Below are 26,571 nucleotides of genomic sequence, written 5' to 3'. Positions count from 1 at the left end.
CGTAAAAATGATCGAAAAAGTAGTACCTTTTACTGCAGAGAATATGCAGCAGTGCATTGACTTGTATCTAGATGTATTTACAAGAAAGCCATGGAATGAACAATGGACGGAAGAATCAGCTAAAGAAAGGCTGACTGATTTACTGAACACACCTAAATTTATCGGCTATTTATTTTATGACCAAGGCGATTTGATTGGCATGATTGCAGGTCACGCGAAAAAATCATACAGCGGTATGACCTTTTACGTGGCCGAGCTTTGCGTCAGCGCAAGCGTGCAGGGAAAAGGATATGGTTCAGCTATCTTAAGCCGGTTTGAGAACGAACTTCAAAGACACGATATCAACAGCTTGTATCTCTTGACGGCGACTGGAGGAGCTGCACAGGCTTTTTATGAAAGAAACGGCTATACTGTAAACAATCAGCGGGTCGTCTTGAAAAAATCGTTTGGTTAATGTGTAGCATCTACATAGAGCAGGAAGAGAGTTGCACAGTGACTCTCTTTTTAATTACTCTTTTTATCTATTAATATGTAGAAGAAAAGGAAGTATGAACAAGAAAAATAAGGTAATGAGAAGGCGTAAAACAAGGAATGATAGATTAAAAAGCCAGCGGTTTTTTCTCAGTAGTGAGTCTCATAATGAGTACACTTAAAAACAGTGCCCATTATGTGGACACTGCTTTTTCATAATAAAGTGGAAAGCTAGCTTTTGGTAAAAAAATTAGTGAAAATGAAGCGGTTCATCATTATTTCTAATGATTAGCAACCGCCAAATCCTCCCCAGCAAGCACAGCCGATGATGATTAATAAAATGAATAATACGATGATTAAAGCAAAGCCACTGCCAAACCCGCAGCCGCCGCCGTAACCGTAACCGCCATAACCACAGCCACCATAGAAGCCCATATATTTCACCTCCAAGTTCTGAGTACATTTTTAACATATGCCCGAAATACAAAAGTGCTCCAAAAATATCCAATGATTTCAATGAAAATAAAAAAGATAAGAAAATAAGATGGACACGGTACTTTTTTTCACTTTCTACATAGGATGAATCATCCCAAGATCTCATATATGAGCCCCCATGTTATAACGAAGCAGGCTAATAGCACTTCCTCCTTAGCCTGCGTACATAATGAAGTAGAAGCCGAAGAATTTTTTCTTCGGCTTCTTATTTTTTACTATGAAATCAACACGTTAGTACTTTCCATATACATTCTAAGTCAGGATCCGCTTCTTTTTGTATGTATTAGGTACTAAAGAGAAATCGAGCTCATTTTCATATAAACCTAGTAATTTGCTTTTTTTCGTAATTCTTTTCCCTTATTTTCAGCATAACCAAGATATTTGCCCAAGACAGCGAATAGGTAAATGCATATTCTTGGGTGAAAGCAAAAAACAAAAAAACGGAGGTTTCTCTTATGAATTCAGAAATGCATTTTTTACCTACTATGTATTCTCAAGATCATCATCAACTTCAACACGCGGATGAAAGGTTTATTGGCAGACCGTTTGGCTTTGGCAGACCGTTTGGTTTTGGACGCCCGTTTGGCTTTGGCAGACCATTCGGCTTTGGCTTTGGCGGTCCATTTTTAGGAGGATTAGCAGGAGGGCTAGTAGCAGGCTCACTGTTATCACCATATGGCTATGGCGGTTACGGCTACGGTTACGGTGGTTATCCGTATGGCGGCTACGGCGGTTATGGCTTTGGCTGCGGCTGTTAAACGCAAGTAAAAGAAAAAATCCCAGAAGAAGTATTTTTCACCTTATTCTTTTCTATAAAGAAGTCTGTTTTGGAGCGTAAGGCTTTATATCCATCCATAGTTAATCAGAGCGTGCACCCCACTTAATATAAAAAACCATCTGGTGATTTTCCAGGTGGTTTTTGCGTGGAATTTTTTATGTAGTGAAGAAGTTATATATTTACGCACTTACTGGGGGTCTGTGTCTAAAGCAGAAGATCACGACATGATGTTTATCAATACTTTAGTCGTGCACTTTAGATGCTCATGGTATTAAGAGTCATGATTAATTCTATTGTATAGAAGATTCGTTTAATGACTGGCTTCTTTAATTACCTGCTTACTATCCTCGAAAAGCTTAACCCACATACTTTCACACTGCTGCATGCAAAAATTAGCTTATATTGGGCATAATAGAGAGAAGAAAGGAGGCGTTTGCATGGATTTATTATCTGGAAACCCTTATTGGCAAACAACTGTAGCGAAGCCGCCTGTATACCCATCTCTAGAGGAAGATATTGAGTGTGATGTTCTTATTATTGGAGGAGGAAGTTCAGGTGCACAGTGTGCTTACTATTTATGTGAGCAGGGGCTTGATGTTGTGGTTGTTGATAAACGTAAAGCAGGGCATGGAAGTACAATTGTAAATACCTCTCTTATTCAATATTTAGGAGATAAATTGTTTTACGAATTAGTCAACACGTTTGGAGAAGAAAAAACAGTCCGTCATTATAAGCTGTGCGAACAGGCTATTACAGATATTGAGGAAGCAGCTAAAAAGCTTCCGATTAATGCAGAATTTATAAGAAGAGACAGCTTGTATTACGCAAGTTATGAAGAAGATGTCACGAAGATAAATAAAGACTACTTTTATATGCAAAAGCATGGATTTGAAGCTGAAATTTTATCAGAAGAACAAATTGAAAAAGACTATGGATTTAAAAAACGAATGGCAATGCTTATTAAAAATGATGCAGAGCTGAACCCTTACAGCTTTACACTCGGTCTATTAGAGTACGGAAAACAGCATGGGGTTCGGATGTTTCAAGAAACAGAGATTGTCGGTCAAAAGTTAGAAAAAGATGAAGCTGTATTTTTCACTAAAAATAAATCACAAATCAAAGCTAAACATGTCATTATGGCAGGAGGCTATGAAAATCAAGAATTTAAGAGAGAGAAAAAAGCTGTACTCACAAGTTCCTATGCTATCGTTACGACTCCTGTAAAGGAGTTTACAGGATGGAAAAATCGAAATTTAATTTGGGAAACCGCTCGACCGTATATTTACATGAGAACAACTTCCGATAATCGAGTCATTATAGGCGGTCTTGATGAAAGCACGATTGTGCCGCAAGAACGTGATGCTAAACTCGTTCATAAAAGAGACAAACTTTTAAAAGAGTTCAATAAGCTTTTTCCTCATCTTCAAGTCGAAGCTGATTATTACATAAGTGCTTATTACGGAGGCACTCATGACGGCCTTCCCCTCATCGGAATATATGACGAAATGCCTAACTGTTACTTTCTAAGCGGATATGGAGATAACGGAACGGTGTATAATATGGTGCTAGCTAAAATCATAGCAGAACATATCATAACGAAGAAAAGCAGTGATTTAGAACTTTACATTCAAACAAGAAAAGTTTAATATGTGAGAAAATGGAAGGTTTTTAAAAAAGCCTTCTTTTTTTTACATACATTTCTTGAAGTAGAGGAGAGACATAGTATGATAGAGGGTCAGACTATTTATTTACGCCCGTTAACTGTCAGCGATGCGTACGACAGCCTTCGGTTGCAAAATGACAATCGCGGCTTTTTTGAACAGTTTTCTATGATTCGAGAGGATTCCTTTTATACGTTGGAAGGCCAAGTAGAAAAAATTAAGCGCCATGAACAGAACAGAAAAAACGATCAAGAATACTATTTTGGTCTTTTTCAAAAAGAGAATAATAAGTTAATTGGCACCATTAGTCTTTTTCAAGTGATGCGAGGATCTTTACAAAGCGCGCTTATCGGCTATTTTCTAGATCAGCATCATGGTGGAAAAGGATATGCAACAGAAGCGGTAATAGCGCTTGTTGACTATGCGTTTGAAGAACTGCATCTTCACCGCATTGAAGCCGGCGTCATGCCTCGTAATATGCCTTCTCAGCGAGTACTTGAAAAAGCAGGGTTTCATAGGGAAGGAATAGCTAGAAAAAATGTACATATTAACGGCATATGGGAAGACCATCAAGTCTTGGCTATCCTTAACCCTAACGATGAAATAGAAGAAATAAACGAGTTCTTAAAATTTTGATATACGTTTTCAGATTTAAAATTTATAATGAGAATAAGAGAATAGAACAGTCTATATTTAAATAGTAGGTGACTAAGGTAATGAAAGAGAGGAACATCAATGAAAAAGCCGTTTGGGATGTACTGCAGATGGCTAGCGAAGTAGTCGGAAGCAGGACGCTGTTTGTAGGGATTTTCGACGAACAATTTTCAGTTATGAAAGCCTTTAATAAAGAAGGGGGAAGCCTTGTAGAGGATGGACTGACGCTGCCGTTAGAGCTTGCGGTATGCAATTTAGTCACGTGTGATGAACCCCTTGTTATTCCCAATACAAAAAGCGATGTTAGAACGTCTAATTTAGCCATCATTGATGGTGCCCGGGTAGGTTCTTATTTAGGAACACCTATTGTGCTAGAAGACGGGAGAATGTTTGGTACCTTATGTGCGGTCGATCCGGATCCTTATCAGTTTAGTGAAAGTGAAATTCAAAAGCTAAACCGACTGGCTGGTATTTTGTCTCATATTATTTATAAAAATCAAGCGGCTGTTTTGCCGAAAATTGAAGAGAAAATTCTGCAGCTTGATAAACTGGCACTTGTAGGGCAGCTAGCAGCAGGGTTAGCGCATGAGATTCGAAACCCGATGCAGTCGGTGCGCGGCTTTATTCAATTTTTATTTAATGAAAATGAGCAGGCAGAGCCTTTTCAAAAAATTGTTCTTGATGAGCTGGATCGTATGAATGAACTTATTAACAACTTCTTGCTTGTCACACAGCCAACAGCGCCTAAAAAAGAAATCGTATCGATTGTAGAAGTTATTCATGATACCGTTGCTTTCTTGAAAAGTGAAGCTGCGCTGTACAATGTTGAAATGAACGTAAGAATAGAAGGAGCCATTCCACTTGTATCAATCGATCCTGCTCAAATGAGACAAGTATTTATGAACCTTTTGAAAAACGCCATTGAAGCAATGGAGAAAAAGAAACGGGGCGAAGTAAATCTTATTATCAAAGAATGGGAAGGTTGGGCTCTTATTGATATTCAAGATACCGGTTCTGGCATTCCGCTGTCTATTATTAACAAAGTAGGAAATCCGTTTTTCTCAACAAAAGATGGAACAGGCATGGGATTAGGGCTTTCTATTTGTAAAACCATCATCAACGAGCATAACGGTACGCTTGCGATTGAAAGTGATGAGAACGGGACAGTAGTGAAGGTTAAGCTGCCTTTGACGCTTTAAGATAAAACAAAAAAGAAAGGAGAGCAAGCACTCATCCTTTCTTTTTTGCTGACTTTTTTAATATGCTGAACTGTCTTCAATCCAGTATTCATAGTCTTCCGCATCTTTTTTATTTAACTTTTTGCCGTCGATGTAAATTTTGTCCCACTCGTAAATTTGTTTATCCAAATAAACGTTAAACACAATGCGCACATGCTCTTTTTCTGTATAATCGTAGCCGGTAAATTGTACAACGTGATGACGGCCTTCTTTTTTTATATAGGTCCATTTTGGATGATCGTTGTACGTTTCAAGCGTAATTGCTTCGTCGCCGTAGCGAACTACATCTTTAATATTCGTTTTTGTTGGTAAAAATGATAATCCCGCTCCGACTCCAAAAGTAATCACAAGCGCTAAGATGCTTAAACCGATAGCAATTCCGATGTGAGTGCCGCCTTTTATTTGCAAATAAGCTTCTTTCCGCTGCTCCGGCTGAGCTTCGGCTCGAGCTAACACGTTTTTAACGTGCTTATAATACCAGCGGTTGGCACATAGCCCTGTAATAAGTGAAGCACCGCCGAATACAATTGCATCGGACCAATCTGGTATGTCTACAAAGCACAAAAGGGAAAACCAAATTACCTCAATAAGCGTTAAAATAAAAAAGTGCTTATACATTTTTCGGTATGCAAACCAAGCGCTTGTCAGAAAAAAGGCTGCCCAGTTCCACGTGTTGCTTTTAGCTGGATTGGCTGTCTTTCCCCATTTTAAATCATAATAAGACGTATTCGTTCGAACTACTTTATGCTCTTCTTCAAAAGAAACGAGTTCATTTACTGCTTGTTCTTCCATTTAAAACACCTTTCATTGGTTATAATATATCATCTAAAATGACTCTATTATTATACATTATTTCTAGTATTTTTCTATTCTTCCTTAAATTATTTTTAAAGTAAGAATATTTGCGCTGTTGATTTTTTAATGGGAACTTTCATAAAAAAGAAGAATATGGTAGATTTGAAGAAAAAGGAGCTGCCCAACGTGAATCGTTTAAAGAGAGCCCTGCATCAATCGTGGTCAATTCATTCAAGCACGAAGTGGACGGCTGACAATCCTGCCAAAGGACAGTGCGGAGTGACAGCTCTTGTCGTTCAAGATATCAAAGGAGGAGCTATTTTAAAAACTCCTTGTAAAGAAGGCTGGCATTTTTATAATCAGCTTGATGAACAGCGCTATGATTTTACACAAGAACAATTTCGTGAGCCTCTCCATTACGCAGACATTTTATCCAGTCGGGAAGAAGCGTTTATGGATACGAATGAGGAGCAATATGAGGCTTTAAAGAAAAATGTAATGACCTATTTTATACATGAAAATTTGCTTTAGAAAGGAACACATAAATGAAAAGTATTCAGTATTCCATTGTTGATGTATTTGCACAGAGAAAATATACGGGAAATCAGCTCGCTGTTTTTAAAGACGCAGGAAGACTTTCAGATAAAGAGATGCAGCAAATGGCTAAAGAAATTAATTTCTCTGAAACGACGTTTATTACGTCGGCTTCTCCGCAAAAAGGAGAATATGACGTGCGGATTTTTACACCTAATGAAGAAGTGCCATTTGCAGGCCATCCGACGCTCGGTACCGCTTATGTTATCCGAGAAGAACTAGAAGAAAGAGATACAGAGGAGCTTACTCTTCATTATAAAGCAGGTCCTACGCCTGTTACATACGATGAACAAAAAGATGTACTGTGGATGACACAAGGTCAGCCGACGTTTGGGAAAGTGTTAGATAAAAAGCAGGTGGCGGACGTGTTAAACCTTGATGAAACTTATATTGATATGCGTTTTCCCGTTCAAGAAGTATCCACCGGTCTGCCGGTCATTCTTGTCCCTTTAACATCATTAGAAGCTGCTAAAGAGATACATGTAGACAAAGAAAAATATTTCAAACTGATAGAAAACATGGAAGCAAAAGCAATTATGGTCTTTTCGCCGGAAACCTATCACCAAGACCATCACGTAAATGTGCGAGATTTTGCCGATTACTACGGCGTTCCAGAAGATGCGGCAACCGGCAGCGCCAACGGCTGTTTGGCAGCATATTTAGTTAAATACGGTTATTTTAATCAGCAAGCTATTGACATATGTGTAGAACAAGGATACGAAATAGGAAGACCTTCACTACTGTATGTAAAAGCTAGTTATGATGGAGAGGCTTTTCACATTAAAGTAGGCGGAAAAGTCGAGATGATTGCGCGCGGTGAATGGATTTTGTAACAAGATGTTCATCTACTGTTCACAATAAGCCCTTATCCTAATAAAAACGCAATATGACCACGGCGTTTGGTTACACTAGTAAACAGATAGATACTGAAAGAATAAATGATGGCGGCCAAAAGGCCGCCATTTTAAATGCTTGATAAAAGGAGTGGCAGAAAAAATGATTCACATTTTACTGGCGGATGATGATGCCCATATGCGGCAGCTGGTTCGTCACTATTTGCAGCTTGAAGGCTATATGGTGCATGAAGCAAAAGACGGGGAAGAAGCTTCGGGTCTGCTTGCTAAGCAGCACATTCATTTAGCGGTTGTCGATATTATGATGCCTCATAAAGATGGATATCAAGTGTGCGAAGAAATACGCAGCTATTATGATTTTCCCATTATTTTATTAACGGCAAAAGATCAGCTCGAAGACAAAGAAAAAGGCTTTTTAGCAGGAACGGATGACTATGTGACAAAGCCGTTTGAACCAAAAGAATTGATTTTCCGAATTAAAGCACTGCTTCGCCGGTACGAAGTGGTAAATGAAAAAATGATTGTGCTGAACAGCACCTCTATCGACCGAAAAAGCTATGAAGTGCACTGCAACGGACGACTGTTCATTCTTCCAATGAAAGAATTTGAATTATTAGCTCAGCTTGCGAGCTATCCAGGAAGAATTTTCACAAGAGAAGAATTAATCCATCTCATATGGGGAGCGGATTTTAATGGAGATAACCGCACAATCGATGTACACGTAAAAAGGCTGCGCGAGCGGTTTGAACATACCGATGATTTTGTCATTACGACGGTTCGAGGAGTCGGCTATAAGCTTGAGGTGAGGACAAAATGAAGACGCTCTATTTGCGGATTGTGCTGACGACCATTGCTGTAATGGTATTTAGCAGTCTCCTCGCGTTTATTCTAGCAAACGTTTATTATCAGTACAGCTTAAAACCGTATAACGACCAAAAGCTTACCCGTATGGCAAAAGACATTGCGAGCTTTTACGAAAGCAATAGAGGCGTGGATCAACAAGCTTATTTACAGCATATTAGTAAATTGGGCTATCAAATATATGTAGTGGATAGCACCGGACATAAGACGTTTTACGGACGGGAGTTTAGAAACCAGCGCTTAGAAAAGAGTGCTGTCAAACAAGTGTTAGATGGCAAAATGTATCACGGAATTGCAAACTTTCCTTCACAGGTGTTTGTGACGGGGTTTTTTGATAATGTGTTAGCCAATACCATCGGCGTGCCGTTAAAAGGAGAAAGTAATAAGCAGCAAGCGCTGTTTATTCGCCCAGATATTCAGCTGCAGTTCGGGGAAATGCGCATTTTTTTCTCAGTTATTCTACTGCTGATGATTGTATTAAGTATTTTATTTGTACTTATTAGCACGCGTTATTTAGTAAAACCAATCGTCAAGCTAACGGAAGCGACAAAGCAAGTGGCAAAAGGAAAATACAACGTCGAGCTGTACGTAAAGCGCCGAGACGAAATCGGCGCGCTTGCTTCACATTTTTCTGAAATGGCTAAAAGTTTAGAGCAGCTTGAAGAGATGCGCCAAGAATTTGTATCGAACGTGTCACATGAAATTCAGTCTCCGCTGGCGTCCATTCAAGGGTTTTCGAAAACGCTCCGTTCTGCTGATCTTTCTGATGAACAAAGAAATGAGTATCTGTCTATTATTGAAGAAGAAAGCCGGCGCATGTCGTCGCTCAGCAAACAGCTGCTTACGCTTGCTTCACTTGATAAAGAAAGTGAGCATATTGACAAAAGCACGTTTGACGTTGCAGCTCAAATCAAGCAAGTGCTGTTTATGACGGAGTGGAGCTGGCGTGAAAAAGAGCTGGCCATTGAAATGGACCTGCCTTCAACGATGATTTCAGGCGATCAAAAACTGCTTCATCAAGTGTGGACAAACTTAATTACAAACAGCGTAAAGTTCACGGGAGAAGGAGGAACGCTGTCTCTTCGCGTTGGCATGGAAGACACGCATTGCCACGTTGAATTTCAAGATACGGGAATCGGCATGTCAAAAGAAAGCCTCCCGCATATTTTTAATCGTTTTTATAAAGAAGATCAAGCAAGAAGCCGGACGGAAGGAAGCAGCGGTCTTGGTTTAGCGATTGTAAAGCAAATTGTCGAGATGCACGGAGGTTCCATTCACGTTGAAAGCGAAAAAGGAAAAGGCAGCATTTTTCACGTCTATCTTCCGAAAATGTAATGAGCCGTTCATCTTCCATTCATTTTCTATTTTTATACTTTAAATAGAATTAAAAAAGGAGATGAAAGAAACATGTTTTTGGCTTTACGTGAATTAAAACATGCGAAGCTGCGCTACTTACTCATTGGCGTGATTATGGTGTTAATTGTATGGCTTGTACTTTTTGTATCGGGCTTAGCAAAGGGGCTCTCTTCTGACAATGCTTCAGCTGTTCAAGAAATGAAAGGAAAGTACGTTGTGCTTCAAAAAGAAGCGGATCAGCGCCTGACGCGCTCTGTTTTATCAGCAAACAAAACAGAAGATATTCAACAACTAAGCGGAAAGAAAAAAGCTGAGCCGCTTGGTGTAATGATGACAGCCGTTATAAATGAAGGAAAAGAGAAAAAAATAGACGCCTCATTTTTTGCTGTAAGCACGAGCGGCTTTTTAGCTCCGAATGTAACAGAAGGGAAGATGATTACGGAGGACGGGAAGCATGAAGCCGTAGCGGACTCTTCGCTAAAAGAAGAAGGAGTAAAGCTCGGTGATACGATAAAAGACACGGCTTCAGGAAAAAGCTTTAGGATTGTTGGTTTTACAAAAAATCAGTCGTTTAGTCACGCGCCTGTTATTCATATTAATCTTACAGAGTGGAAGACAATTGAAAGCACAGGTGCCTTTAACGCAGTGGTATTAAACATGAACGATAAAAAAGCACATGCTCTTCAAAAAAAGGAGTCTAACATTAACGTGATTAGTAAAGACGAAGCGTTAAAAGGAATTCCTGGCTATCAAGAAGAACAAGGCTCACTTTTAATGATGGTCGCGTTTCTGTTTATCATTGGAGCTTTTGTCTTAGCCGTTTTCTTCTACGTAATGACGCTTCAAAAAATGAATCAGTTTGGCGTGTTAAAAGCGATAGGAGCAAAAACAAGCTATTTAGCGCGAACGATTTTATCTCAAGTGGTTGTGTTAACATTATGCAGTCTTGCTATTAGTATTGGACTGACGTACGGAGTAGCTGCTATTTTACCGGATTCGATGCCGTTTCACTTGGACGTGTCCCTGATCGCAGGATGTTCGGCGCTGTTTGTAGCTGTTTCTGTACTGAGTTCATTATTATCGCTGTATCGCGTAGCAAAAGTAGATGCGGTTGAAGCGATTGGGAGGGCTGTTTAATGAGTGAAGAAAAATTAGTTTTAGAGAGTGTTAGCAAGTCGTTTGGAGAAGGAGAAAACGCTGTAGTCGTGTTAGATGACCTATCGCTGCGTGTAAAAGCAGGAGAGCTTGTGGCGATTGTCGGTCCTTCTGGTTCTGGGAAAAGTACCTTTTTATCCATTGCAGGCGCACTGCTTTCACCGTCTAGCGGACGCGTGATGATTGATGGAGACGAGATTAATAACATGTCTTCAGCGCAAATGAACAGCATCCGTCTGAAAAAAATCGGCTTTATCTTTCAATCAGCTAATTTAATTCCGTATTTAACGGTTCGCGATCAGCTGCTTCTTGTCACGGAACTAGAAGGAAATCGAGACAAAGAAGCCAAAAAGAGAGCGGATGATTTGCTTGAAAAGCTAGGGCTTGCTCATCGCAAGCATCACTATCCTGAAAATCTATCGGGCGGAGAACGCCAGCGGGTAGCGATTGCAAGAGCGTGGATGAATAACCCTGAAATTATCTTCGCAGACGAGCCGACGGCAAGCCTGGATTCAGAGCGAGGAAGAGCAGTCGTGCAAATGCTCGCAGATGAAGTAAAGCTGAGAGGCAAATCAGCTGTAATGGTTACGCATGACCAAAGAATGCTGGATTTATGCGACCGCGTTGTGTGGATGGAAGATGGGAAATTAGTGGAATCAACTAGCATGCAAGTTTAAAAAAGAGGCTGGGACAAAAGTATGTTAGACGAAGTGAAAAACGAACCATTCATCAACATGTTTGATGAGCGGTTCGTTTTTTTTTGTGATAGTGCCTATCGTTTTATCTGTTTTGTTCCTTCTAGCAGTTGATTGGAGGGAAAGACGAAGACTCCTGCGGGAAAAAGACCCCACAGGAGTGTAAGCGACGAGGAGGCTCAGCGGCCGCCCGCGGAAAGCGAAGTCTTGCACGGAAATCAACGGCGGTGTCTAAAGCAGTTCAGCTCATAAGACAATGCTATTTAGGAAAGAAGAAAATAAGACACAGGAAATGAAAAAGCCATGAAGAAATAATAAAAAGGTGATGAAATGATGAGAAAAAGGAGTGAAAGCAATGATTAAAAAAGTCGGTCAAATTATGGTATATGTAAACGATCAAGATCAAGCGGTAAAGTTTTGGACAGAAAAAATGGGATTTCAGGTTATGTCCGAACAAAAGAATGAACAAGGCATGAAGTGGATCGAGCTAGCACCTGTAGCTGGTGCCGAAACAACCATTATCCTTCATAACAAACAGCTAATAGCAAAAATGCAGCCAGAATTAAATGTCGGGACTCCTTCACTGCTGTTTTTTACAGAAAATGTGGATGAATTATATAGTGATTTAACAGCTAAAGGCGTAACGGTGGGAGAAATCGTATCTATGCCTTCAGGGCGAGTCTTTAACTTTTCAGACAGTGAATGTAACTATTTTGCAGTTATGGAAAACGCGACTATGAAATAAAAGAAAAACAAAAAACACCGGGAGCATATATATTCTTCTCGGTGTTTTACACGTAGTACAGGATGAATTACTCTTCATTATCATTAGTAAAATTAAATTCAATTAGCTTATTTCGCCCGCACTTTCCTGCGATTTGTCCTTCTTGATTCGCATTTTGCCCGCCATTTTTGGCAATTTGTCCACCTTGAGATGCATTTTGCCCGCCGTTTATAGCAATTTGTCCGCCTTCATATGCAATATTTGTATAATAATTAATAGTTACACAGCATGTTTTTTTCTTGTGGGGACGCTTTTTAAAGGAATAATCGCTTTCTACATAATATTTGTCATCTGCTGAATTGTAGTAGCAATAATATTTTTTTATAGGATTCACTCCTTTCGTCATAGTTGTTATATTTTATTCGTTATTTAAAGGTATGCTTGTACACCTGTGTATTCATATTCGTTTTAATTTCCTAGAATTTAATAAATCAAGGAGTGAGATCTTTGATGGTGAAACTAATAGGAGAAAAAGTGTTGCTAAGAGAAGCGACAGAGGAAGATATTAATGAACTTTATTATTGGAAATACGAAGAAAAAAAACAAGAAGCAAAAAAGTGGAACGCTCCTTATATAACAGAAGAAAAGCTTACGAAAAAAGAATATATGAATTTACTGGACAAAGAGCATGAGCTTTTTCCAGGCGTTCCTCGACTCCTTGCGGTCATCATTGATAAAAAAGCGGTGGGAACCGTAAGCTGTTACTGGTTGGACAAGCAAACAAACTGGCTGGAAACTGGAATTGTCATTTACGACTCAAATTATTGGAGCGGAGGATACGGAACGGAAGCTTACCGCATGTGGATTGATTTTTTATTTGAGTCTACACATTTACATAGACTCGGTATGTCCACGTGGTCAGGAAACATCAGAATGATAAAAACAGCTGCAAAAATAGGCATGAAAGAAGAGGCGAGAATCAGAGAAGCACGTATCGTAAACAGTGAACGTTTTGACAGCATCAAAATGGGAATGCTGCGAAGGGAATGGGAAAGTCATCGCAGTAAAAGATTTTATTATGAAAGAACACAGAGATAAATTAGAGCGCTAATATACATTGTCTAATTATTTAAAGCTTCTTCCTTTTTGAATGGAAGAAGCTTTTCTTATGTTCAATCATGTCATTTGTGAGATCTAGCGTGTATAAAATTAAAAGAAGGAACGTTTATATAGATCTTCTCCAAACAGTTACTGTGTTAAAAACATCAGGGGGGAAATACATGCGGCTAAACTTTAAAGAATCTACAAAAAGAAGCGTGAAAAAGGAGAGAACGCTGCGATTTACGCTAAATGTAATCGGAATATTTATGTTTATAGGGGTTTTAATCAGATGGTGGACTGTTCCGTTCGCTATTAGTAATAATCTCGAAATTTATTATAATCCAGATTTTCAAATGAAGCCCAGTGAGTGCAAGGAATTTCTTGCATTTACACTAGGCGCAGCAGGCGTGTATTTTAGTTTAATAAACATCTACTTTTTAGGCAAAACAGGTAAAAAACTAGTCTATACCGTTCTTGTTTTACTGGCTGTCTTTAACCTCTATATGATGCTTACACTTCTTGCTGTAGCTACGTATTAAAGGCGTGTGTGCAGCTTAAAAGAAAGAGGTCAAACTTCCTTTCTCCCTTAAATGGTTTTACGTTTTTTCTATGTAAAAAAACAGATAAGTCTTCAAACGTCTTCATTAGCTGAGCTTCCATATTACTTCCATCTTTTGATATTTTCACTGACACATATGTAAACATTATGTACATTTTTACTTTCATACAATTCTATCAAATTTATCATTTGTTCGATGTAAATAAACCATCTGGTAACATCAATCTTACACATAAAGAATTAACAGAAAAAGAAAGTAAACATTTAAAGAAAGCTTTTGCATAAGTAATATATACCTTGAACTTCTTGTACCAAATACTTACTAACGCTACCGGAGCAGATAGCGATTTTCTAAGGTTTGGGTGCATTACAAGAATGTTCAAACCATTCCATATCAATGAAGGTTGGTGTACTTGCTACAAGCGCTTGCTTACATAGAAAGAGCTGTATGTGTGGTTGTCCCGAAAGGATACTTCTGTAATTTGTATGGCTAACCGACTCCGTTGAACGGGAAGGGTTCCTAAGTCTTTGGAGATTTTAGGAATCTCCTACTTTAAGCTTGCTAAGTGGGGGTAGTTCAATAAAAGAACACAGATATTACGAGTACGAAGAAAACTATTTTTGGCTTGCAGCAAGCGAAGATTTTAGTAAGCTAATTATTCAAGAACCTGATATGGAGAGCTTATTTGGAGCTAAAAGCGAAGACGAAAAACCGGCAACAAAAGAGCTGTTAAGTCAGTGGCTCATTCATACCGAGGCTTATAAAAAGCAATTAAACCAGCATATTAATGACTGCAAAAAAAGTAATGAAACAAATGAGGGCATAACGGCTGTTTTAGAAAAGTTGCTGACTATATCAGCAGCAGACATTGAACAAGTCCCAATTGAGAAATTAGCTGCCTCACGAGCAGTTTAACTTGAAAAATAGGTAACTATTCATAGCTCTAATAGGTAAAAGATGCTTCGTTTAAAACCCGAAGCATCTTTTTTCATTCTTTATAAAGAGGGGGTTATCTTTAGAATGCTCTTTCAGGAGGCGGTTTCTCAATGATTAAAGACATCTATGTCACGTTTTTGGACTTAAGACAAGCAAATTCAACTATGTAACTTTACGAAAAGAGCCTTAGGAAAATAAAGGATAGTAACAAAAACGACAATATTGTCGTTTTTTTATTGACGAATTAACCTGAGAAGGGTACATTATATTAAAACGACATAGTTGTCGTTTTAATATAAGGAGGCTGAAATGATGCTTATTACGATGTTAACAACAGGAACTCGAGGAGACACCCAGCCTTTTATGGCTTTAGGATTAGAGCTAAAAAAGAAAGGATACCATGTACGGATTGCCGCTTCAGAAGCTTACCAAAACTTCATAGAATCGTACGGGTTTGAATATGCCATGCTTCGAGGAGATGTTTCTAAAATTATAGAGAGCGGAGCAGCAGACGACGCAATTAATGCAGACAATCCTCTCAAATTTTTTTCAAGCTTAAAAAATGAAAAGATGATGGGTATGATGATTAATATACAAGAAGATTTGCACAAAGCATGCAAAGGAGCCGATGCAATTGTATATCATCCAGGTGCGGCAATTGGTTACTTTGCTGCTAAAGAGATGAATATACCAAGTATCTTAGCCAGCCCTTTTCCAATGACACCAACAAAAGACTATCCAGCTTTAATTTTTTATGATCGACCACGATTTGGAAAAATATACAATAAGCTGACGCATCGCATTTTTGAATGGGGATTTTGGAAAGTAGTAAGTGGTCCTTTAAAAAAATATTGGGTTCAGCAGCATGGAGAAGGACCTGAAGATTTTTTATGTCCGTACCCAAAGCAGCGTACAGCAGCTAACCCAACTATTATTTCATCAAGTCCCGCCGTATTTTCCGTATCTAAAGATTGGCCTGAACACGTTCATTCCTACGGAAATTGGTTTATGGACAGTGACCATAGCTATGAGCCGGAAGAGAAGCTGGAAAGATTTTTAAAGGATGGAGAACCGCCGGTTTATATTGGATTTGGAAGTATTGGGGATAAAAAAAACGCAGACGAAACGACTGCTTTAGTGATTAAAGCCTTAAAACTTGCCGGGAAACGAGGTATCATCAATATAGGAGGAAGTGGAATGAATCACACGAGGGAGATAACAGAAGACATTTTATTTGTAAAAGATATCCCTCATGAGTGGCTGTTTCCTAAAATGTCTGCCGTTGTTCATCATGGAGGAGCGGGAACAATAGCCGAAGGCCTTCGAGCTGGGGTTCCAAGTGTTATTATTCCTTATGGAAATGACCAATTCGCTTGGGGAAGAAAAATTTATGAGCTGGGAGCTGGAGCAAAAGCCATTCCTAGAAAAGAATTGACGGCTGAAAAATTATCCGCAGCTATTTCCTATACGCAAGTTAATGAAATTCAATCCAAAGCACAAGAAATCGGAAAACAAATCCGAGCTGAACAAGGAGCCGAAAAAGCAGCTCAGGTGATTATTAATACACTCGAGACATTCGGGAATAAATAAAAAGTAAGCGAGCGTGAAAAAAATGCCAAAAGTAAGGGAAGGATACGCTGAAAAAAAGAAGCAAGAGATTTTAGAAGCAGCCAAAAGAGTATGCAAGAGCAAACCGGTGCATGATGTAGCCATGCGAGATATCGTTTTGGAAGCTGGAATGAGTCAAGGAGGCGTGTACAAATATTTTTCAAACCTTGATGAAGTATTTGTCGGACTTCTTAATCAAGAAAGCGTCAGCTATAAAGTAAAAGATAAAATTGAAGCCCTGCTTCAGACAAAGAAAGATCCTTTTGAAATGTTACATGATTTCATTATGTATATTGGAGAGCATATCCAAGAATCGATGACAGCAGGAGGAGAAATTTACTTTGAAATAGTAGCGTTGTATTCAAAAGACCCTCAGCGTTTTATGAAAATTGAAGATCAGCTAGTTGAAGTATCAAACCTTAAATATATTCAAAAAAAGCTTCACGACTTTATTACGGAACAAATAGAAGTAAAGAATTTTTCTCCGGCTGTACCAGCAGATGACCTGCTAGCTTTTATGGCTACAACCGTCAACGGAATTACACAAAATCCAGCGCCGGTTTACAACGTCGATGAACAGAAACAAGTTGCAGAAGAGGCAAACGTAGAACGTCATATCAATACGCTGTCAATAGCTGTCCGAAAGCTGTTAGGTGAATAAGTCACATCTGCAATCTTGAAATGTTCCCTATCGTATTGCTAGCAGCGTTAAGTATAGTGAGAAAAAAGGTACTCACTTCTTCGTCTCCTTTGAATAGTTTTGCAAAAATTAAGCATAATACGACTGCAAACTATATTTAAGGAGATGGAAAAAATGAAAAAAGGGCTTATCATTGCTTCTTCAGTTCTTTTTCTTTCAGGCTTAGCTGCATGTGGAGGAAATAAAGACAATAACGCAATGGACAATACTCAAAATGACTTACGCAACACTTCTACAAACGACGGGGTTGATAACAATATCCCAATGGATAACACTGATCAGCCGACCAAGTCAGTTGAAGCAGCGCAAAATGTAGAAGATATGAAGGAAGTTGACGATGCATATGTGCTTCGCGATAATAATAACGCCTATGTAACGGTAGACTTAGCTGGAAATGACGCAGCGGACAACAATGATAACGGCAAGGTAAACACCGTAACGTATAACGGGGATACTTATCATGAAGTTTCAACTGATTTTGAACAAAAAATTGCGGACCGCGTAAGAGAAGCAGATAGTAAAATCGACAAAGTATACGTGGCGTTTGTAAACACGGGCTTAGACAATATGAACAACAACAATAACGTACCTGGCGTAGATAAAAATGACAAGATGTATCGAGATGATGAAAAAGACAACAACCGTGATCCAGAAGATATTGTAGAAGATCCAAAAGATATGATGGACCGTAACAACAAAGATCAATAACATCAAAAAGGCCTCTGAATCACCAGAGGCCTTTGGTTCATTAACTAAGTTCAAGTAAAGAAATAAAAATCGGAAGAACACAGCAAGAAACGGCTGAAATAAAATCAAGCTCGTTCTGTTTTTTTGCAGAAAGCGTGAACTCCATCAAAATAATTGTCAGGATACTCATGAAAAGCGTTGCATAAAAAAGAAAATCGCGCTGACTTTCCACTAAAAACAACACCGCATTTAAAATCAAAATAACGGCATAAAGAAACTTAAGCAGCACGTGAAGCTGCATGCTGAATTTATTCTCTTGTTTGCAGCGCAAGATATAGACAAAAAAGAAAATAAATAAAGTTAATTGCCATGAGGCAGGAAGTAACTGCTGCCATAGATTGTCCAAGAAACTCATTCCTCCTATAAAACGATGATGCATATATGTAACACACACGTTTTTATTTTAAAAGTGAAGAGTATCTTTAGGCAAGAGCAATTTTTCTTTTTTTATTCTTTTTCTTATACAGGCTCTCAACATAAAAAAAAGAACGGTCGCGATGACCATTCTTTTTACTTCACTTCAATTAAAACCTTCGTGCCGTCTGGAAACTCATCCACTTGATGTGAGATCCAAGACCCGGCGCCTCGGTTGTCTGAAGGCTTTACATATTCAATATCTGCACCGTTTCCGCCTTCTTCACAAAAGGCCATCGGAAACTCATCTCGATCGTAGCCGCTTTTAGTCGGAATGCCTTTTAAAGATTCACGGCGGTTTTCTTCAGCACCGTCTCGGTCGATTGTACAAACAGCCGATTTTCCTTTATCGATTGCATGTTGAATGTGCGCTGCAGTTTCAGGGTAACGATCAGCAGGGAAGGTAATTACTTCATCGTAGGAGGTATTCGTTGAAGAGTTCTGCTCTAACGGATTTCCTTCAATCATAACAATAACGGCTAATACTAAAATTAAAATACCAGAAACAATTTTTTTCAATCTGTAAAACTCCTTTATAAAACGTTTATCACTTTTATTTTAAAGTAATAAGAAAAAAATGTAAAAACATATAATGGAACTAGCTAGAATTCATAAGAGAAATATAAGCTCACGTTCAGCCGCTAAACGTGAGCTTATGTCTAATGATGAGAGTGATGATGATGCGTTTCATTTTCAGCTGGCTGCAGTGAACGTAACTCTTCTTTCGATAATTTGCCTACTGCGACTTGCTGAGTAGGAAGGATGTGCTCACCGCGGGCATTAATATCGGTTTTAATATAGTAAATACCATCCTCTTTAAAGGTTGCTTTTGCTTTATACATACTGCCGTCATAATGTGCCTTTGCTGTTTCAACTTTACCGGGAGCATCTTTTTTCCACACTTTAAACTGAACGATTTTGGCATCATCCACCGTTTTATTTTCTTGCATTACGTGCACTTCTAGTACCTGTGTGCTCTGTGGCTCTATATTTTCAGGAAGCATCACATGCGCAGACAGAGGCTTTGGCTGCTTGTAGAGCTGGTCTGCGTTACTGTTTACAGAGCACGCGGAAAGTACAAGCGTACTGAGTATGACCAATCCGGGTATTTTCCATTTGTTCATTGTTACTGCACCTCACATCGTTTCATAAATCATGCGTTTAAAAACCGCTTCAATGCTGGAATTCGTTTGATAACAAAGAAATCTAAAAGCCACACGATAACTAAGGACAGTCCGACTAAAGGAAAGAGGATACCAAACACGACGATTATACACGTCACAATTCGCATTGCATTTCCTTCAGGAACTTTTGGAGCCCCCATATTTTTAGCAGGCTTCCGTTTCCACCACAGTAAGGCCCCGCTGATAGCGATACCAGCAATTCCGATACAAATAATAAGCCCTATAAGCTGATTGATAAATCCAAACTGTGTGCCTTTATGAAGCGTAATACCAAGCGCAATCAATTTGCCCATAAATCCATAGTTGTCGTACCGATAATCGGCTACCACAGCTCCGGTGTATTGATCAAGGTGAATAGTTGCTTCATCCTGAGCTCTTGGTGAAAAAACAGAAAGCGTATACACGCCTTGAGGCTCTTGTGGAATGGAAATGGTGTAGCCGTCGTGAATATGCTGTTCTCTTGCAATCGTGACAATGTCATCAAGCGATACTTTTGTATAGTGCGAAGCTGTGGAGCTTGGCACTTCTAACGTTTCAGCTCCCCAAGGTACGTCCGCTACATCTTTTGTTTGCACGGTTGAAGTAGGAGCACTGCCTACCCAAATAGACGGAGGGTATCCAACGCCTGCGTTTGTGGCGATTTGCTGAAACGCATTGCCCCATAGTCCTGACCACGGAAGTCCCGTTAGTACAAGAACAAGCATCCCGGCTGAAATCCAGAAGGCCGGTACTGCATGAAGGTCGCGCATCAGTACGTTTTTACCTTTTGAAAAACGAGGAATCAGCACGCCTTTTATTTTGTCTTTTTTACGCGGCCACCATAAAAAAGCACCGGTTACAATTAAGACAATTGCCCAGCAGGCCGCAAGTTCTACGATACGATCACCGGCTGTTCCTGCCATCAGCTCTCCGTGGAACTCTTCAATTTGATTCATCAAGCGACTCGAATCATCTAATTTCCCTATGATGTGACCATTGTGAGGGTTAACAAAAATCGTATATGTACTGTCTTTTAATGAAATTCCTACTTCTGAAGAACAAGTAGAGCGCTCACTGGGCTTATAAGTCATCACATCAGCGTCTGGATATTTTTCCTTTACAGCCTGTACTTGTGCTGAAGGGGATACGGACTGTGACTGAGCTTGTACATGATACAAGTCGTGATACAGTCTTTCTTCAATTTGAGGCTTGAATAAATACATCCCGCCAGTAACAGCTAATATAAGAAGAAACGGAGTAAACACTAAACCTGCATAAAAATGCCAGCGCCATATGGCTTTGTATAGACCTTGAGAACGCGCCGTGCTTTTTTTAGCTGTACTCGCTGATTCTTCGCGCTTTTCCTGCATCATTTTTCTCTTTTCCTCCTTTTTACTAACTAACGTGCTTTTATTATAGAAGGAAAGGGAGAATTAGCCATCACCCCTGAGAGTGATTGTTGGGGCTTATAAGAGGAAGGGGCTAATAAAAAAACAGCTCGTGAAAGCTGTTAGTTCATTAAGCCATTTTGAAACGCATAGCTTGTCAGCTGCACGCGATTTTCTAAATGAAGCTTGCTTAAAATGTTTTTTAAATGGCTTTTTACCGTGTGTTCAGAAATAAATAACTGCGCGGAGATATCGCGGTTCGACAGTCCTTTAGCCACTAATTGAAGTACTTCAAGCTCTCGTGCAGAAAGGGGAGTATCGGGTTTTGTAATAGACGTTTCCTGAGGAAACTCTTTTAAAATTTGAAACGCAATTTCTTTTGACATAGGAACTTCGTCTAAAGCGAATGCACGCAAATAGTCGTACCACACTTCAGACTGCAGGTTTTTTAACAAATAGCCCTGTGCGCCTTTTTTCAGCGCATCAAATAAATCCGTAATATCGTCTGAAACCGTGATGACAACAATTTTAACGTATGGAAACTGAAGCTTAATTTGTTTTGTTGCCTCTAAACCGTCCATCACAGGCATTCCTATATCCATTAAAACGATATCGGGCATTAATTTTCCGGTCAGTTCAATGGCTTCTTGCCCGTTGGTTCCTTCGCCAACAATAATAAAATCTTCATATTCTTCTAAAATATCGCGAATGCCTTCTCTTGCGTGAGCGTGATCATCTACAATCAAAATACGAAACGGCTGCATTTACGTAACCTCCTTTTTAATACTAACAATGGTCTGGTTCTGTTTTCGCTGAATGGAAAAGTCCCAGTTCATATCTTTAGCACGATCTTTCATAATTTGCAGGCCAAGGCCAGCCTTGAGAGATTCAGAGGTGAAACCTATACCGAAATCTGTAATTTCACAAATCCATCCGCCTGCTGTTTCACTGGCTCTAATCCAGATTTTATTTGTTTTTGCATGTTTAATGACGTTCATAGCAGCTTCTTTCACACAGGCAAACAGCTCATTTTTTTCTTTTCTCGACAGCGTTGTTTCTGACAGTCTCCAATCTAAATTTACATCTAGTAAATGAGTATGTGTTAAATCATCGACGTATTGATGGATGCTTTCAGTCCAGCTTTCTGAAGAGTCTGAAGGAGAATGCTTTAAATTTGTAATCGCTTGGCGCGTATCGTCGTGAACATGCTGCAGGGTTTGCTTCATTCGGATAAAATCGGGATCCTGCTCTAAGCTGTTTTTTCTTCCGAACTTGTTCATTTTAACAGACAGGAGAAACAGCGACTGCGCAATGCCGTCATGCAGTTCACGAGCTAATTTTTCACGTTCAATAAGCGCTGCTTTGTTTTCTTTTTCTTGCCTTAGTTCTTCTTGTATTTTTTCTAAAATAGAAAATAAATAGCGGACAAACACAAGCGTGACAAAAAAGACAAGCAGTGGAGAAAGAACATTTCCCATATCCATTGAGATGTAAGGGAGCAAAAAGGCATGGCGAACATACTCCCAAAGCGCGATGGTCAGAGTTGGAAGAAGCAAAATCAGCCATTTAATTTGTCTATATTTCACGGTACCCCTTCTTTCGTCCATAAAATGTGTCTATATTTTATCATTTGAGCGGAAAATTACTAGAGGAAAGAAGAGAAATCACTCTTAAGAGTGATTAGTACCACCCGTAGCTAAACGGATAAAAATAATGGAAAAAAGTCTCATCTGCAATATCATACAAGAAAAATGTTCGAGTGAATGGTATGGTTAAAAAGCTTAGTATGTGACAAGGAGGGGTCGATTGATGACAAAAGAAATTCGCACGGCGCACGTTGACGCCGATTTACATATTGAAGCTTATCGTTTTAAAGGAATTATGCAAAAGTTTCCTGCTCATTTTCACGAGTATTATGTGATTGGATTTATTGAAGAAGGCCAGCGTCATTTAATTTGCCAAGGCAAAGAATACATTATTAATCCAGGAGATTTGCTGCTGTTTAATCCGTATGATGTCCATAGCTGTGAACAAATAGACGGCAAAACGCTTGATTATCGCTGTATTAATGTGATGTCAGAAGTGATGAAAAAAGCTGTTTTTGACATTAACGGCAGTGAAAGTCTTCCGCATTTTAACAGCAGCGTGGTGCAAAGAAGTGATGCTGTCTCTAGTTTAAAAGAGCTTCATTTGCAAATTTTAAATGGTGAACGTGAGTTTAAGAAAGAAGAGTTATTTTTATATTTGCTAGAAGAACTCATGCAGGATCATTCAAATCTTTCTTTTCTTTCGTCAGCCGTTGACACGTCCCATGAAATCACAACAATCTGCAGCTATTTGGAAGACAACTATACAAACAAGATCACGCTGGATGAGTTAAGTCAGCTAATTGGATGGAGCAAATACCGGCTGCTGCGCTCTTTTACAAAGCAAAAAGGAATTTCTCCATATAGCTACTTGGAAACAATTCGAATCAATCAGGCTAAAAAGCTGCTAGAACAAGGAAAAAAACCGATTGACGTATCTTTTTTAACGGGATTTAGTGATCAAAGTCATTTGACTCGATTTTTTAAAAGTCAGGTTGGGCTAACACCAAAACAATACATGAAAATCTTTGAAAGTGAAAAGAAAACAGGATGCTAGTAATAGCTTAAAAGGGAGAGAAGAGCTGTGGATCATTTAGCTGCTTACATGCTGATGGCATTGGTCATGTCCATGATACCTGGTGCTGATACAATTCTTATCATGAAAAATACGCTTCATCACGGAGCAAAAGCAGGACGTTTTACCATACTCGGCATGGCTACAGGCCTCACGTTTTGGACGTTCATTGCTGTGCTTGGCTTGTCTGTTGCTATTGCGCAGTCGGTGTATCTGTTTAACACGATTAAATACATAGGGGCAGCGTACTTATTTTACTTAGGTATCAGAATATTTCTGACCAAAAATACGCTCTCATTAGAGGCCATTTCAGAAGAAACAAAAACTGTAAAGTCTTCATCTAATCGCTGCTATAGAGAATCATATATGCAAGGGGCTCTTAGTAATTTTCTTAATCCTAAAACGGTATTAGTTTATATTACGTTTATGCCACAGTTTATTAACTTGGATGCACACACAAATCAACAGCTGCTGATACTCGGTTTTATTCTGACGCTTATAGCAGTAGGATGGTTTTTAATCTTGGTGTATGTAATAGATTACGTGAAAAGGTGGCTTAAAAAACCGGTGTTTCAAAAAGCCTTTCAACGATGCAGCGGAGTGCTGCTGATTGGTTTTGGGATAAAAACAATCGTGTAATCGCAGTTAGTAAGTAAAAACACGTAAACGAAACAATTTGTCGTGTATCCACACCGAAAATGGTCCAGAAACGTCCATTCCATCTAAATCCTGCAACCGATCGCGGGCCTACAAAAATAGGAAAATACCAGAAGCTAGAGCCGTTTCTAAGCCATATGAACGTGTTGCGGAATAGACATAGAGAAATGGCTCCTGGGTCAACAGCAAATGGAGTTGCTGTTTGTTGAGCTGGAATAAATGCCGGCGGAGGAGAAGTTGGAGCTTGCTGCGGGTTAGGTGTAGGTAAACCGCCTGGTGGCCTAGGTGGACCGGGCGGGAGCTGAAGTCCAGGAAATCTTGCGGGGTAAGAATAAAAATCCATGTAATTAATGTCCAATTTTTAATCACCTCTATTTTTTTATCACTATTTTATAAAGTATGAGAAAGCTGCCTAAAGGGATTGGGCAACTATCACGTTTTTTACATAGGTCTTTTTTATGAAGAAAAGTTTGGTTCCTAAGTCGGAAATAAATTCCTTCATGAACTCGATAACAGCTGAATAGGATAAAACAGAGTGTGTTTTTAGAGGAGGACTTCTCATGGATAACAATCCAAAAAAGATGTTTACACCGGTTAAGACCTATCAACCTTTCCACGGTATCTATGATCCGTGCCGGCGGATAGGAGTTAAATATTATTCTACGCCGCCTCAATTATACATGGGATTTCAGCCCCCGAATCTGCAGCAGTTTACACCGAAAGAAGCGCTAAAAAAAGGAACGCTGTGGCCGGCTTTTTGGGACTACTATGAAAATCCATACAAAGATAAGAAGAGGGATGAAGAATGAAAAAACTACCTCCGGAGTACTATCAGGATTTAGAAGAAATACAGGCGATCGATTTTGCATTAGTAGAATTAACGCTGTATTTAGATACCCATCCGAATGACCAGCAGGCTATGCAGCAGTTTAACGAATACGCGCAGCAGGCTATGCAGTTAAAAAGAAACTTTGAAACAAAGTACGGGCCGCTCCAGCAATATGGAAACAGCTATACCGACGGAAAGTGGAGCTGGGGAACAAGCCCTTGGCCATGGCAAATATAAGCAGATAAAGGCGGGAACTATATGTGGGTGTATGAAAAGAAATTGCAGTATCCAGTGAAAGTAAGCACGTGTAATCCAACGCTTGCCAAATATTTAATGGAACAGTACGGGGGAGCGGACGGAGAGCTGGCAGCAGCACTTCGGTATTTGAATCAGCGCTATACAATTCCCGATAAAGTTGTTGGACTGTTAAACGATATTGGTACAGAAGAGTTTGCACATCTTGAAATGATTGCGACGATGATTTATAAGCTAACAAAAGATGCTACGCCGGAGCAGCTGAAGGCAGCGGGATTGACAGAACACTATGTAAACCATGATAGTGCACTTTATTATAATAATGCTGCTGGCGTTCCGTTTACAGCTACGTATATACAGGCAAAAGGAGATCCGATTGCAGATCTTTATGAAGACATAGCGGCAGAAGAAAAAGCAAGAGCTACATATCAATGGTTAATTGATATATCAGATGATCCCGATTTAAACGACAGCTTACGATTTTTACGAGAAAGAGAGATTGTTCATTCACAGCGGTTCCGTGAAGCCGTTGAGATTTTAAAAGATGACAGAGACAGTAAAAAAATCTTTTAACTAGCCAAAAAACATCCCCCTTGGCAAATGAGAATAAAAGGAGGGATGTTTTTTGTTGTGGCAGCGTTGATTATACGCTAGAGCTGCAGTGACAAGAAACAACCTTTAATTTTCCTCCAACATCTTTCCAAATTCGCGTATAGCTGTATTCGCCTCCAAGGGCTTCACCGGTTGCCAGCGATCCATTTACCGCTACCTTTGTAACCGTAACGGCAAGTTCTTGAAACAGTTTAATTTCTTGTTCCAACACTTCGATGCCTGTTATATCAAGACCTTTAGAACGATACGTATCTATATCTTCCTCTTTTGAAAGCCGTTGCCCCAGATGATTCACAAAAATAAGCTCGTTTGAAAGCAATTCTTCTAACAGCTCTACGTTACTAGAAAGTATGGCTGAACGAAGCATTTCCTCGTATTCTATCACTTTGGCTTGATTCATTTTTTTTCCTCCTTTACGCCTTATGTAACACTTTTCTATTTCCACCTTACTTTTCCCTTAAACGTCTGTCTTTGAGGTTTGTGTTAATTTATGTTAATAGAGGGGATAAGTGGACTAATTTTCTGTAAGCACAAAAGATTCTGAAAGACTCTGTTAATTACCTTTAAATGGTATAAAATTAGAATAAAAGAACCTTTTATTTCCACTTT

General features: G+C 39.3%; 34 protein-coding genes and 1 pseudogene. 24 read left to right on the top strand and 11 right to left on the bottom strand.

The annotated features are described in order from the left end of the window. Positions 1-7 precede the first annotated feature (7 nt). Positions 8-454 carry a GNAT family N-acetyltransferase gene (locus tag N178_RS19595; protein WP_045294291.1) on the top strand — a complete coding sequence of 149 codons (447 nt, stop codon included), beginning with the start codon at positions 8-10 and terminating at the stop codon, positions 452-454. A 305-nt stretch (positions 455-759) separates the two neighbouring features. Here N178_RS19595 and N178_RS19590 read toward each other — a convergent pair whose 3' ends face one another. Beyond that, complete coding sequence (locus N178_RS19590; protein WP_013057978.1) at positions 760-906, bottom strand: YjcZ family sporulation protein; 147 nt, start codon at positions 904-906, stop codon at positions 760-762. Between the two features lie 515 nt (positions 907-1,421). Here N178_RS19590 and N178_RS19585 point away from each other — a divergent pair. The 4 genes from N178_RS19585 to N178_RS19570 all read left to right on the top strand — a co-directional run bounded on the left by N178_RS19585 (position 1,422) and on the right by N178_RS19570 (position 5,258). Further along, entirely contained in the window at positions 1,422-1,724 is a 303-nt protein-coding gene (locus N178_RS19585) for a hypothetical protein (RefSeq protein ID WP_080890225.1), read from the top strand. 457 nt (positions 1,725-2,181) lie between these two features. Continuing rightward, positions 2,182-3,390 (top strand): NAD(P)/FAD-dependent oxidoreductase, encoded by a 1,209-nt coding sequence (locus N178_RS19580; protein WP_045294289.1) that lies wholly within the window; start codon positions 2,182-2,184, stop codon positions 3,388-3,390. A gap of 78 nt (positions 3,391-3,468) precedes the next feature. Continuing rightward, entirely contained in the window at positions 3,469-4,041 is a 573-nt protein-coding gene (locus N178_RS19575) for a GNAT family N-acetyltransferase (protein ID WP_045294287.1), read from the top strand. Positions 4,042-4,121: 80 nt separating this feature from the next. Then, positions 4,122-5,258: a sensor histidine kinase gene (locus tag N178_RS19570; RefSeq protein WP_045294285.1), complete on the top strand. Its 1,137-nt coding sequence runs from the start codon at positions 4,122-4,124 to the stop codon at positions 5,256-5,258. A gap of 57 nt (positions 5,259-5,315) precedes the next feature. Here N178_RS19570 and N178_RS19565 read toward each other — a convergent pair whose 3' ends face one another. After that, entirely contained in the window at positions 5,316-6,089 is a 774-nt protein-coding gene (locus tag N178_RS19565) for a DUF2628 domain-containing protein (RefSeq protein WP_045294283.1), read from the bottom strand. A gap of 156 nt (positions 6,090-6,245) precedes the next feature. Between N178_RS19565 and N178_RS19560 the strand changes: the two genes are divergently transcribed. The 8 genes from N178_RS19560 to N178_RS19530 all read left to right on the top strand — a co-directional run bounded on the left by N178_RS19560 (position 6,246) and on the right by N178_RS19530 (position 12,352). Next, a complete protein-coding gene (locus tag N178_RS19560; protein WP_045294281.1) occupies positions 6,246-6,623 on the top strand; it encodes a YunG family protein in 378 nt (125 codons plus the stop codon). A 14-nt stretch (positions 6,624-6,637) separates the two neighbouring features. Further along, positions 6,638-7,519 carry a PhzF family phenazine biosynthesis protein gene (locus N178_RS19555; RefSeq protein WP_045294280.1) on the top strand — a complete coding sequence of 294 codons (882 nt, stop codon included), beginning with the start codon at positions 6,638-6,640 and terminating at the stop codon, positions 7,517-7,519. Positions 7,520-7,682: 163 nt separating this feature from the next. Then, the gene (locus tag N178_RS19550; RefSeq protein WP_045294278.1) at positions 7,683-8,357 is read left to right on the top strand and encodes a response regulator transcription factor; all 675 of its coding nucleotides are present in this window, start codon (positions 7,683-7,685) and stop codon (positions 8,355-8,357) included. Continuing rightward, complete coding sequence (locus tag N178_RS19545) at positions 8,354-9,736, top strand: sensor histidine kinase (RefSeq protein ID WP_045294276.1); 1,383 nt, start codon at positions 8,354-8,356, stop codon at positions 9,734-9,736. The genes N178_RS19550 and N178_RS19545 overlap by 4 nt, the downstream gene beginning before the upstream one ends. A gap of 72 nt (positions 9,737-9,808) precedes the next feature. Then, a complete protein-coding gene (locus N178_RS19540) occupies positions 9,809-10,894 on the top strand; it encodes an ABC transporter permease (protein WP_045294274.1) in 1,086 nt (361 codons plus the stop codon). Continuing rightward, entirely contained in the window at positions 10,894-11,589 is a 696-nt protein-coding gene (locus N178_RS19535) for an ABC transporter ATP-binding protein (protein WP_045294273.1), read from the top strand. Before N178_RS19540 ends, N178_RS19535 begins: the two co-directional genes overlap by 1 nt. Before the next feature lie 128 nt (positions 11,590-11,717). Further along, positions 11,718-11,903 carry a hypothetical protein gene (locus N178_RS26155; protein ID WP_080890224.1) on the top strand — a complete coding sequence of 62 codons (186 nt, stop codon included), beginning with the start codon at positions 11,718-11,720 and terminating at the stop codon, positions 11,901-11,903. A 59-nt stretch (positions 11,904-11,962) separates the two neighbouring features. Continuing rightward, on the top strand, positions 11,963-12,352 hold the full coding sequence (locus tag N178_RS19530; RefSeq protein WP_045294271.1) for a VOC family protein: 390 nt from the start codon (positions 11,963-11,965) through the stop codon (positions 12,350-12,352). A 67-nt stretch (positions 12,353-12,419) separates the two neighbouring features. Here the strand turns inward: N178_RS19530 and N178_RS19525 are convergent, their stop codons facing one another. Next, positions 12,420-12,725, bottom strand: coding sequence for a hypothetical protein (locus tag N178_RS19525; RefSeq protein WP_237758539.1), 306 nt, complete (start codon positions 12,723-12,725; stop codon positions 12,420-12,422). A 116-nt stretch (positions 12,726-12,841) separates the two neighbouring features. On the opposite strand from N178_RS19525, the gene N178_RS19520 reads away from it, so the two are divergent. The 6 genes from N178_RS19520 to N178_RS19495 all read left to right on the top strand — a co-directional run bounded on the left by N178_RS19520 (position 12,842) and on the right by N178_RS19495 (position 17,944). Then, complete coding sequence (locus N178_RS19520) at positions 12,842-13,429, top strand: GNAT family N-acetyltransferase (protein WP_045294269.1); 588 nt, start codon at positions 12,842-12,844, stop codon at positions 13,427-13,429. Between the two features lie 182 nt (positions 13,430-13,611). After that, positions 13,612-13,971, top strand: coding sequence for a hypothetical protein (locus N178_RS19515; protein WP_045294267.1), 360 nt, complete (start codon positions 13,612-13,614; stop codon positions 13,969-13,971). A 579-nt stretch (positions 13,972-14,550) separates the two neighbouring features. Further along, complete coding sequence (locus N178_RS19510; protein ID WP_237758538.1) at positions 14,551-14,907, top strand: hypothetical protein; 357 nt, start codon at positions 14,551-14,553, stop codon at positions 14,905-14,907. A gap of 330 nt (positions 14,908-15,237) precedes the next feature. Further along, positions 15,238-16,518: a glycosyltransferase gene (locus N178_RS19505; RefSeq protein WP_237758536.1), complete on the top strand. Its 1,281-nt coding sequence runs from the start codon at positions 15,238-15,240 to the stop codon at positions 16,516-16,518. A gap of 22 nt (positions 16,519-16,540) precedes the next feature. Then, positions 16,541-17,197: a TetR/AcrR family transcriptional regulator gene (locus N178_RS19500; RefSeq protein ID WP_045294315.1), complete on the top strand. Its 657-nt coding sequence runs from the start codon at positions 16,541-16,543 to the stop codon at positions 17,195-17,197. 153 nt (positions 17,198-17,350) lie between these two features. After that, positions 17,351-17,944, top strand: a complete 594-nt coding sequence (locus N178_RS19495; RefSeq protein ID WP_028409296.1) for a hypothetical protein — start codon at positions 17,351-17,353, stop codon at positions 17,942-17,944. A gap of 40 nt (positions 17,945-17,984) precedes the next feature. Here N178_RS19495 and N178_RS19490 read toward each other — a convergent pair whose 3' ends face one another. From N178_RS19490 to N178_RS19465, 6 genes are all read right to left on the bottom strand, one after another. Continuing rightward, positions 17,985-18,338 (bottom strand): DUF1516 family protein, encoded by a 354-nt coding sequence (locus N178_RS19490; protein ID WP_237758534.1) that lies wholly within the window; start codon positions 18,336-18,338, stop codon positions 17,985-17,987. A gap of 155 nt (positions 18,339-18,493) precedes the next feature. Continuing rightward, entirely contained in the window at positions 18,494-18,916 is a 423-nt protein-coding gene (locus tag N178_RS19485) for a NucA/NucB deoxyribonuclease domain-containing protein (RefSeq protein ID WP_013083984.1), read from the bottom strand. A 140-nt stretch (positions 18,917-19,056) separates the two neighbouring features. Beyond that, the gene (locus N178_RS19480) at positions 19,057-19,521 is read right to left on the bottom strand and encodes a FixH family protein (RefSeq protein WP_045294261.1); all 465 of its coding nucleotides are present in this window, start codon (positions 19,519-19,521) and stop codon (positions 19,057-19,059) included. Between the two features lie 29 nt (positions 19,522-19,550). Next, the gene (locus N178_RS19475; protein ID WP_045294259.1) at positions 19,551-20,933 is read right to left on the bottom strand and encodes a PepSY-associated TM helix domain-containing protein; all 1,383 of its coding nucleotides are present in this window, start codon (positions 20,931-20,933) and stop codon (positions 19,551-19,553) included. A 137-nt stretch (positions 20,934-21,070) separates the two neighbouring features. Next, complete coding sequence (locus N178_RS19470; RefSeq protein ID WP_045294257.1) at positions 21,071-21,712, bottom strand: response regulator; 642 nt, start codon at positions 21,710-21,712, stop codon at positions 21,071-21,073. After that, the gene (locus tag N178_RS19465; RefSeq protein ID WP_045294255.1) at positions 21,713-22,534 is read right to left on the bottom strand and encodes a sensor histidine kinase; all 822 of its coding nucleotides are present in this window, start codon (positions 22,532-22,534) and stop codon (positions 21,713-21,715) included. A 223-nt stretch (positions 22,535-22,757) separates the two neighbouring features. On the opposite strand from N178_RS19465, the gene N178_RS19460 reads away from it, so the two are divergent. Both N178_RS19460 and N178_RS19455 read left to right on the top strand, forming a co-directional pair. After that, positions 22,758-23,591, top strand: coding sequence for an AraC family ligand binding domain-containing protein (locus tag N178_RS19460; RefSeq protein ID WP_045294253.1), 834 nt, complete (start codon positions 22,758-22,760; stop codon positions 23,589-23,591). Positions 23,592-23,618: 27 nt separating this feature from the next. Beyond that, complete coding sequence (locus N178_RS19455) at positions 23,619-24,248, top strand: LysE family translocator (protein ID WP_045294251.1); 630 nt, start codon at positions 23,619-23,621, stop codon at positions 24,246-24,248. Positions 24,249-24,264: 16 nt separating this feature from the next. On the opposite strand, the pseudogene N178_RS26150 reads toward N178_RS19455, so the two are convergent. After that, positions 24,265-24,609 (bottom strand): annotated as a pseudogene (locus tag N178_RS26150) (transporter); the annotation flags it as partial. Between the two features lie 217 nt (positions 24,610-24,826). On the opposite strand from N178_RS26150, the gene N178_RS19450 reads away from it, so the two are divergent. Genes N178_RS19450 through cotJC form a run of 3 tightly spaced genes read left to right on the top strand, consistent with a single transcriptional unit; the run spans position 24,827 to position 25,923 of the window. Next, positions 24,827-25,075, top strand: coding sequence for a spore coat associated protein CotJA (locus N178_RS19450; protein WP_045294250.1), 249 nt, complete (start codon positions 24,827-24,829; stop codon positions 25,073-25,075). Continuing rightward, positions 25,072-25,332: a spore coat protein CotJB gene (locus tag N178_RS19445; RefSeq protein WP_025751042.1), complete on the top strand. Its 261-nt coding sequence runs from the start codon at positions 25,072-25,074 to the stop codon at positions 25,330-25,332. Before N178_RS19450 ends, N178_RS19445 begins: the two co-directional genes overlap by 4 nt. Positions 25,333-25,353: 21 nt before the next feature. Continuing rightward, positions 25,354-25,923, top strand: a complete 570-nt coding sequence (gene cotJC, locus N178_RS19440) for a spore coat protein CotJC (protein WP_045294248.1) — start codon at positions 25,354-25,356, stop codon at positions 25,921-25,923. A 70-nt stretch (positions 25,924-25,993) separates the two neighbouring features. On the opposite strand, the gene N178_RS19435 is transcribed toward cotJC, so the two are convergent. Beyond that, positions 25,994-26,362: a nuclear transport factor 2 family protein gene (locus tag N178_RS19435; protein WP_045294246.1), complete on the bottom strand. Its 369-nt coding sequence runs from the start codon at positions 26,360-26,362 to the stop codon at positions 25,994-25,996. Positions 26,363-26,571: the final 209 nt, after the last annotated feature.

Source organism: Priestia aryabhattai B8W22, assembly GCF_000956595.1.
Taxonomy (GTDB): Bacteria; Bacillota; Bacilli; order Bacillales; family Bacillaceae_H; genus Priestia; species Priestia aryabhattai.
This window is presented reverse-complemented; position numbering and strand designations above follow the sequence as displayed.